Annotated in this window: 3 protein-coding genes; all 3 read left to right on the top strand. The window is 72.5% G+C overall.

The window, feature by feature from the left end:
- Positions 1-13: 13 nt before the first annotated feature.
- Entirely contained in the window at positions 14-7,948 is a 7,935-nt protein-coding gene (locus tag AC07CM_RS41485) for an SDR family NAD(P)-dependent oxidoreductase (protein ID WP_478881718.1), read from the top strand.
- A 69-nt stretch (positions 7,949-8,017) separates the two neighbouring features.
- A complete protein-coding gene (locus tag AC07CM_RS41490) occupies positions 8,018-8,542 on the top strand; it encodes an allene oxide cyclase barrel-like domain-containing protein (RefSeq protein WP_478881719.1) in 525 nt (174 codons plus the stop codon).
- Between the two features lie 6 nt (positions 8,543-8,548).
- A complete protein-coding gene (locus AC07CM_RS41495; RefSeq protein ID WP_478881720.1) occupies positions 8,549-9,580 on the top strand; it encodes a 3-oxoacyl-ACP synthase III family protein in 1,032 nt (343 codons plus the stop codon).
- Positions 9,581-9,606: the final 26 nt, after the last annotated feature.

Genomic DNA, 9,606 nt, shown 5'->3' on the forward strand with positions numbered 1-9,606 from the left:
CCGGCTGCGGTCGGTGGAGTACTGGGTGCGGCATGTGCGGGAAGCTGTGCGGTTCCACGACGTCGTACAGGAGTTGGGCGCCTCGGGCGTCGGCCGGGTGGTGGAGCTCGGTCCGGACGGTGTGCTGACCGGCCTGGTGCGGGAGGCGCTGCCGGAGATCGTGGCGGTGCCCTCCATGCTTCGAGGACACGAGGCCGTGGGCACGTTCATGGACGCTCTGGCGAAGGTCCATGTGTCGGGGGCGGCGGTGGACTGGGCGCCGCTGTACGCCGGAGCACGGGGCGGCGTCGAGCTGCCCACGTACGCCTTCCAGCGGCGCCGGCACTGGTTGGACGTCCCGCGCGGTGCGGCCGACGTCACCGGAGCCGGTCTGGAGAGCACCGACCACCCGCTGCTCGGCGCGGAGATCGAACTGCCCGAGGAGCAGGGCCTGTTGCTCTCCGGTCGTCTGTCCCTGGCCAGCCACCCCTGGCTCGCCGACCACGCCATCACCGGACACACCCTGCTGCCCGCCGCCGCCCTGGTCGACCTGGCCCTGCACACCGGCGGCCGCCTCGGCGCGCCGACGGTGACGGAGCTCCTGATCGAGGCTCCGCTGACCCTCCCGGAAACCGAGTCGGTCCATCTGCGCGTGCACGCCGGAGCGGCGGACGCCGACGGCCGGAGGCCACTCACCGTGCACTCCCGTCCCGACGACGCGGACCCCGGCACGCCCTGGATCCGGCACGTCAGCGCGGAGCTGGCACCGGCCGGACCCGACCCGGCGCCCGCTGGCGAGCTGGTCCGGGCCCCGGAGGCGTACGACGACGCGGGCGACGCCTACGAGCGGCTCGCGGCGGCCGGTTACGACTACGGCCCCGCCTTCCGTGCCCTGAGCGCCACGGCCCGCAGCGGTGACGGTCACCTGCACACCCGGCTCGAGATCGCCCCCGGCACGGACAGCGAGGGAGGGTTCGTGGTGCACCCCGCCCTACTCGACGCCGCGCTGCACCCGATCGCGCTCGCCGCCGCCGACGAGGGTGACGGGATCGTCGTGCCGTTCGCCTGGCGTGGCGTCCGCCTTCACGACACGGAGACGCACGCGGCCGGCGCCCGACTCGTGCCCCGAGCGGACGGCACGAGCTACGGCCTGACGGTGACCGGCCCCGACGGGACGGTCGTCCTCACCGCGGAGGAGGTGTCCGTACGGCATATCGACCCCGCACAGCTCGGTGCCACGGCACGTAGGACCCCTCTCTACGCCGTCGAACTCGTCCCGGTGTCCGGCACGTCCCTCGACGTGTCACGGACGGCGGGGGTGGTGGATCTGCGGCGGGAGGCTGGCGCGGACGTTCCCGTGGTGGTGCACGAGGTGGTGGGTGAGGCGCTTGGTGTGGTGCAGCGGCATGTGGCCACCGCAGAGGGGATGTTGGTGGTGGTGACGGGTCCCGATGCGGTGGGTGCCGCGGTGCGGGGTCTGGTGCGTTCGGCGCAGGCCGAGCATCCGGGACGGTTCGTACTCGTGGACACCGACGCCGCCGAGCCGCCCACCACCCTCCCCGCCAGCGAACCGGAGGTAGTCGTCCGCGACGACCGCCTGCTCGCACCACGGCTGACAACGGCACCGTCGGCCACGGCCGTCGAACCACGGGCGCTGCAGGACGCGGTGCTGGTGACGGGTGCCTCGGGTGCCCTGGGCGGCGTCGTGGCACGGCACCTGGTCCGGGCACACAACGTGCGGGAGCTGGTATTGGTGAGCCGGCGGGGCGGCGCGGCGCCCGGGGCCGGTGAGCTCGTCGCGGAACTGGCGGAGCTCGGGGCGCGCGCCGAGTTCGTCGCTGGGGACGTCTCGGTGCGGGCGGATGTGGAGGCGCTGTTCGACCAGTTCGATGTGGGCGCGGTGGTGCACGCGGCGGGTGTCCTGGACGACGGGACCATCGAAGGGCTGACGCCGGAGCGGGTTTCGGGGGTGCTGCGGGCGAAGGTCGACGCGGCCTGGCATCTGCACGAGGTGTCCCGCGACCGTGCCGTGAGCGCCTTCGTGCTGTTCTCGTCCGTGGCCGGGGTGCTCGGCACGGCCGGACAGGCGGCGTACGCGGCGGGTAACGCGTTCCTGGACGCGCTGGCCGAGTCACGGCGGGCGGAGGGCCTGCCCGGGCTGTCGCTGGCGTGGGGCCTGTGGGACGCGTCCACCGGCGGGATGGGTGAGAGCCTGTCCGCGGTCGACGTGGCGCGGATCGGGCGCAGCGGTGTGCTGGCGCTGGACGACAACCAGGCGCTGGCGCTGCTCGACGAGGCGCTGGCGTTCCCGGACAGCGGCCTGCGGGTCGCGACGCGCTGGGACCTGGCGGGACTGCGCCGCAGGCAGACCGACGGCACACCACCGTCGGCCCTCCTGCGCGGCCTCCTCCCGCGCACCGCCCCCACCGCCACCGGGGGCAGCGAAGCGGCTGACGCGGACACCCTCACCCAGGAGCTCGCCCGGCTGGACGGGGACGAGCGGCGGGCCAGGATCCTGGACGTCGTACGGGAAGCGGTGGCCGGCGTACTGGGACACACCGACCCCGACGCCATCGCCGACGAACGTCCCTTTGCCGACCTCGGCTTCGACTCCCTCAGCGCCGTCGAACTGCGCAACCGGCTCACCGCCGTCTCCGGCCTGAGGCTGCCCGCCACACTCGTCTTCGACCACCCGACCGTGACTGCTCTGGCCCGCCGCCTCCACGACGAACTGCTCGGCGACCTCGGACGGGCGCAGAAGGCCCCGGCATCCGCCCCGACGGCGACGACCGCGGCCGACGAGCCGATCGCGATCGTGGGTATGGCGTGCCGTTACCCGGGCGGGGTCGCCTCGCCGGAGGATCTGTGGCGTCTGGTGGAGAGCGGCACGGACGCGGTCGGCCCGTTCCCGGCCGACCGTGGCTGGGACCTCGAAGCGCTCTACGACCCCGACCCCGACCGCCAGGGCACCTCCTACACACGGCACGGCGGGTTCCTCGGCGACGCGGCCGACTTCGACCCCGCGTTCTTCGGCATGAGCCCCAAGGAGGCACTGACCACCGACCCGCAGCAGCGGCTGCTGCTGGAGACGGCGTGGGAGGCGTTCGAGCGGGCGGGCGTCGACCCGGCCGGGCTGCGCGGCAGCCGAACCGGCGTCTTCGCGGGCGTCATGTACAACGACTACGGCGCGCGCCTGCACCAGGCGGCCGAGGCGCCCGACGGATCCGAGGGCTATCTGGTCAGCGGCAGCGCCGGCAGCGTCGCCTCCGGACGGGTCGCGTACACCTTCGGTTTGGAGGGGCCGGCGGTGACGGTGGACACGGCGTGCTCGTCGTCGCTGGTGGCGCTGCATCTGGCCGCGCAGGCGCTGCGCACCGGGGAGTGCGATCTCGCGCTCGCGGGCGGCGCCACCGTGATGGCGAGCCCCGCCACCTTCGTCGAGTTCAGCCGTCAGCGTGGACTGTCCGCCGATGGCCGGTGCAAGGCGTTCTCGGCGGACGCGGACGGCACGGGGTGGAGTGAGGGTGTGGGGCTGCTGCTGGTGGAGCGGTTGTCGGATGCGCGGCGTAATGGGCATCGGGTGTTGGCGGTGTTGCGGGGTTCGGCGGTGAATCAGGACGGGGCGAGTAATGGGCTGACGGCGCCGAACGGGCCGTCGCAGGAGCGGGTGATTCGGCAGGCGCTGGCGTCGGCGGGGCTCACGCCGGCTGATGTGGATGCGGTGGAGGCGCATGGGACGGGGACGCGGCTGGGTGACCCGATCGAGGCGCAGGCCTTGCTCGCGACGTACGGGCAGGACCGTGCAACGCCGTTGTGGTTGGGGTCGTTGAAGTCGAACATCGGGCACAGCCAGGCCGCCGCTGGCGTCGGTGGCGTTATCAAGATGGTGCAGGCGATCCGGCACGGAGTCCTGCCCCGCACCCTGCACGCCGACACCCCGACACGGCAGGTCGACTGGGAGACGGGCGACGTACGCCTCCTGACCGAGGCGCGGGCGTGGCCGGCAGGAGCAGACGGTACCCCGCGTCGCGCTGCCGTCTCCTCCTTCGGCATCAGCGGCACGAACGCGCACGTCATCGTCGAGGAAGCCACCGAGGCCACCGTGCCGGTGACGGCCGCATCGGGAAGTGACACGTCCGAGGGAGCCACCGTGCCGGTCGATGACCCGGCACTATTCCCCGTACCGTTGTCGGCCCGTACACCCGAAGCGGTGCGCGCTCAGGCGGCTCGGCTGCGCGAACTCGTGCTCGCGGATGAGACGTTGACGTCGGCGTCGCTGGGCGCGGGGCTGGCCGCCGTGCGGCCCACATTCGAGCACCGGGCTGTCGTCGTCGCCGATGGGCGCGCCGAACTCGTCGAGGAACTGTCCGCGCTGGCCGACGCACGCACCCCGGTGACGGAGGCAGTGAAGGGGCGCACCGCCTTCCTCTTCACCGGGCAGGGCAGCCAGCGCCCCGGCATGGGACGCGACCTGCACGCCGCACACCCAGCCTTCGCGGACGCCTTCGACGCCGCTGCGGCCGCCTTGGACACGCGGCTCGGACTCGAACGGACCCTGCGGGAGGTGGTGTTCGCCGACCCCGAATCGCCCGCGGCGGAACTGCTCGGCCGGACCATCTGGACCCAGCCCGCCCTGTTCGCCTTCGAGACGGCCTTGTTCCGGCTCTACGAGAGCTGGGGTCTGCGCCCCGACCTGGTCGTCGGCCACTCGGTGGGCGGTGTCGCCGCCGCCCATGCCGCGGGCGTCCTTGACCTCGAGGACGCGGCGGCCCTGGTCGCCGCCCGGGCCAGGCTGATGGACGCACTGCCGGCCGAGGGAGCGATGCTGTCCTTCGAGGCCTCTGAAGAGCAGGTTCTGGAGCAGCTCGACGCGGAGCGGGGACGGGTGGATGTCGCCGCAGTCAACGGGCCCCGCGCCACTGTGCTCTCCGGCGACGAGGACGCCATCCTCGCGGTCGCGGCGCGGCTGAGCGGCCTGGGGGTGCGCGCCCGCAGGCTGCGGGTCAGCCACGCCTTCCACTCCCCGCTGATGGAACCGATGCTGGAGGAGTTCCGGGCGGCCGTGGCCGGCCTGCGGCTGCGTGAACCCGCGATCCCCTACATCTCCGATACGACCGGCCACCTTGCCGAACCCGGCCAGCTCACCTCGCCCGACTACTGGGCCGAACACGTACGCCGTGCCGTGCGCTTCGCCGACGCGGTGGCCACCCTGCACGCCAAAGGGGCCAGCCGGTACCTGGAGATCGGGCCCGACGCCGTCCTGTCCGCGCTGGTCCCGCAGTCCCTGCCCGAGGGCGAGCGGCCCGCCGCACTGGCGGCCGCGGGCCGGCGCGGCCGGCCAGAGACCCGTACGGCTCTCGCGGCGGCCGCGACCCTGCACGCGGCGGGTGCCGATGTGGACTGGCGCACCTGGTACGCATCCGCGGCGAGGGCTCCGCACCCGGAAGCGGTGCCCGCGCCCGACGCGCTGCCGACCTACCCCTTCCAGCGGGAACGCTACTGGCTCAATCCGCCGCGGCCCCGGCGCACCACGCGGCGGTCCGGTCATCCCTTCCTCGACAGGGCGCTCGACCTGGGCGGTGGCCTCGGCACCGTGTTCACCGGCCGGATCACACCGGCCGACCACCCATGGACGGCCGGGCACACCGTGCACGGCACACCGGTCCTGCCCGGCACCGGCCTCCTCGAACTCGCCCTGTACGCGGGACGGCGCACCGGGCACCCGGCCGTCGGCGACCTCACGCTCACCGCACCGCTGCCCCTGCCCACCGCGGCCGGGCCCGACGGGAACGCAGACGTCGAGATCCAGGCGGTCGTCGAGCCGGCCGGCACCGGCGGGCACCGGGACCTGAAGATCTACGCGCGGCCCGCGACGGGCACCGCGACAGACGGCCGCCCCTGGACGCTGCACGCCACCGGACGGCTGGAGCAGGCGTCCGACGACGTTCCGCCCCTGCGCGTGGCAGACGGCCCACGGCAAGCCCTGGCCACCGAGGAAATCCACATGCGCCTCGCCGACGTGGGCCTGGACTACACCGGCCCCTTCCGGTCGCTGCGCGCGGTGCACCGGGCGCCCGACGGATCCCTGCACGCCGAGCTCGACATGGTGCCCGCCGACGGCCACGCACTCCACCCTGCGCTTCTCGACGCCGCCCTGCACCCGCTCATCCTGTGGCAGCCCGTGGACGAGCTGCGGCTGCCGTTCAGCTGGGAAGGAGTTCGACTGCACACCGACGGCCCGCTCCCACCGCAGCCGCTGCGCGTACACCTCAGCGGGACGGCGGACGGAGCGGCGCTCAGCATCACCACGCAACAGGACGAGCCGGTCCTGACCGCGCGGACCGTGGTGCTGCGCACCGTCGACGCCGACACGCTCAGGGGGCCCGGCGGCGCGGGCACACTGTGGCAGATCGGGTACGACTCCGTGCTGGCCTCGGCACCGGTCCTCGACGTGTCACGGACGGCGGGGGTGGTGGATCTGCGGCGGGAGGCTGGCGCGGACGTTCCCGTGGTGGTGCACGAGGTGGTGGGTGAGGCGCTTGGTGTGGTGCAGCGGCATGTGGCCACCGCAGAGGGGATGTTGGTGGTGGTGACGGGTCCCGATGCGGTGGGTGCCGCGGTGCGGGGTCTGGTGCGTTCGGCGCAGGCCGAGCATCCGGGACGGTTCGTACTCGTGGACACCGACGCCGCCGAGCCGCCCACCACCCTCCCCGCCGACGAGCCCGAACTCGTACAACGCAAGGGAGAGTTCCAGGTGCGGCGCCTGGCAGAGGCGCCACGTTCCCCTGCCGGCACCCCCGCCCTCGCCGACGCGGTCCTGGTGACCGGGGCGTCGGGCGCGCTGGGTGGCGTGGTCGCACGCCATCTGGTGCAGGCGTGCGGCGCACGGGAGCTGGTGCTTGTCTCGCGGCGTGGCGCCGCCGCCCCCGGTGCCGGCGAGCTGGCCCAGGAGTTGGAGGGCCTGGGCGCCTCGGTGGTGTGGGCGGCGGCGGACGTGTCGCTGCGCTCCGAAGTGGAGCGGCTCTTCACCGAGTTCCGGGTGCGGGCGGTCGTACACGCGGCGGGCGTTCTGGACGACGGGACCGTCGAGGGGCTGACGCCCGAGCGGGTGTCCGGAGTGTTGCGGGCGAAGGTCGACGCGGCCTGGCATCTGCACGAGGTATCACGGGCGCACTCGGCGGACGCCTTCGTGCTGTTCTCCTCGGTGGCCGGAGTCCTGGGGACCGCGGGACAGGCGGCGTACGCCGCGGCGAACGCGTTCCTGGACGCGCTGGTGGAGTCACGGCGGGCCGAGGGCCTGCCCGGACTCTCCCTGGCATGGGGACTGTGGGACACCGGAGCCGACGGCATGGGGGCCGCTCTGACGGCGGCTGACGTCGCCCGGATGGGACGCGGCGGTGTGCTGGCGCTGAGCGAGGACGAGGCGCTGGCGCTGCTGGACGAGGCGCTCACCTCCGAGGGCGGAGTGCGGGTCGCGGCCCGCTGGGACGTGCCCGCTCTCAGGAGGAGCCAAGCGGCGGGCACGACACCGCCCGCTGTGCTGCGCACCCTGATACCCGCGCCCGTCACGGCCACACGGGAGGAGACCGCCCCGCCACCAGCGTTCGTCCACCTTCCCCCCCGAGAGAGGCAGACCGTGCTGCTCGAGCTGGTCCGCGGCGACCTTGCGCAGATTCTCGGACACGGCTCCGCACGCGCTGTACCGGTCGACCGCGGGCTGCTGCAACTCGGCCTGGACTCGCTCGGCGCCGTGGAACTGCGCAACCGACTCTCCACGGCGACCGGACTGCGCCTGCCCGCCACGGTGGTCTTCGACCACCCCACGGCACAGGCGCTCGCCGACCACCTCGCCGAGGCCCTCACCCCGGCAGAGCCGTCGGCACCGGCGGAGGACACGGCGGAATCCCTGGATTCCGTCAGCGACGACGAACTGTTCCGCCTCATCGACGAAGAACTCGACAGCGAATAGGCGCCCCGGCGGTGGACCGGCAGCACGATGGGTTAGGAGGGCTTTAGAAGCCCTCCCTACCGTGAACGCATGACCACAACCGAAAAAGAAACGACAGCGGAAGCCAGGGCACAGCGGATCGCGGAACTCGCCGCCCCGCCCTTCGCACCGGAGAAGGACCACCCTCTGCTCTCCGACCCGGAGAATGTGCTCTGGCTCACCGACCTCAACGAAAACCTCCTCGCCTACGAGTCCACCAACGACGACTTCGAGGGAAAGAACCCCACTCTCGACGACTTCGCCCGCGTCTCCTACGAACTGCGCGACGCGGAAGGAAACGTCGTCGGCACCACCCAGGGCGTAGGCCGCATGCTCCGTAAGAGCTCCGACGACCACTTCATCGCCTACTACTCCGAGGAGATCACCCTCAACGACGGCACCATCATCCGCACCGGAGGCCTCGTCGACGACGCCCGGCTCACCGCCGGCGAACAGGCCACGATCCCAGCGGTGGGAGTCGCCGGACCCTTCAAGGGGGCCGTCGGATACCGCCAGTTCAAGCCCGTCGAGACCCACAAGTCGTACCTCTCGCAGATCGTTCTCTACCGGAGGTGACCGGGCATGGACCCCGCCGACACCCGCCTGCTGTCCGTCGGCACCGCCCTGCCCGGCCCGCCGATCGACAACGTCGCCCTGGGCAAGCACTTCCGCATGGACGCGCTGTGGCAGCAGTGGATCGAGACCTTCATCGGCACCCGCACCCGCCACCTCGCTGTAGACCTCGCCACCAGTGAACAACGCGACACCCTCGCCTCCCTCGGCACCGCGGCCGCCCGTAAGGCGCTAGCCGCGGCCGGGGCGGCCGCCGAGGACATCGACCTACTGGTCCTCGGCACCGCAACCCCCGACGCGCTGATGCCGGCCACCGTCAACGTCATCGCCGACGCGCTCGGCATCGACGACGTCGTCACCTACCAGCTGCAGTCGGGCTGCTCCGGCGCCGTGCAGGCCCTCGACCTGGCCCGCCGGCTGCTGTCCACCGGCCGCCACCGCACCGCCCTGGTCATCGGCGGCGACGTGATCGCCAAGCACTACGTCCTCAACGCCGACCTCCGCCGGATCCCGCCCGCCGAACTCGTCAACTTCGTCCTCTTCGGCGACGGCGCGGGCGCGGCCGTCCTCTGCGCCGACCCCGACGCCGGGGACACCGCGCTGCGCACCACCCGCTTCCGCCTCGTCGGCAAGGGCAGGGCACCCGGCCAGATCCTCGAATGGTTCGGCCCCGCCCACCCGCCCGGCCCCGACATCGCCGCCCACGAGGACTACAAGGCCATCGAGGAATCCGTTCCCCTGCTCGCCTCCGAGATCCTCGACGACATACTCGGCGAACTGGACTGGAAGAGGGACGACCTCGACTATCTCCTGCCGCCCCAGCTCTCCGTCCGCATGACCGAGAAGATAACCGGGCATCTCGCCGTGACCGGCGCCCAGCACATCAACTGCGTGGGCGAGACCGGAAACAACGGGAACGCTCTCGTCTTCTTCCAACTGCACGCACTCCTCAACCGGCTGGTGCCCGGTGACCGTGTCGCAGGAATAGCCATCGAATCCAGTAAGTGGATCAAATCGGGTTTCGCGCTCGAACAACTCTGACAGCCACTGCCGAATACAGATCCGCT

The sequence above is a fragment of the Streptomyces sp. NPDC044061 genome (genome assembly GCF_056434305.1).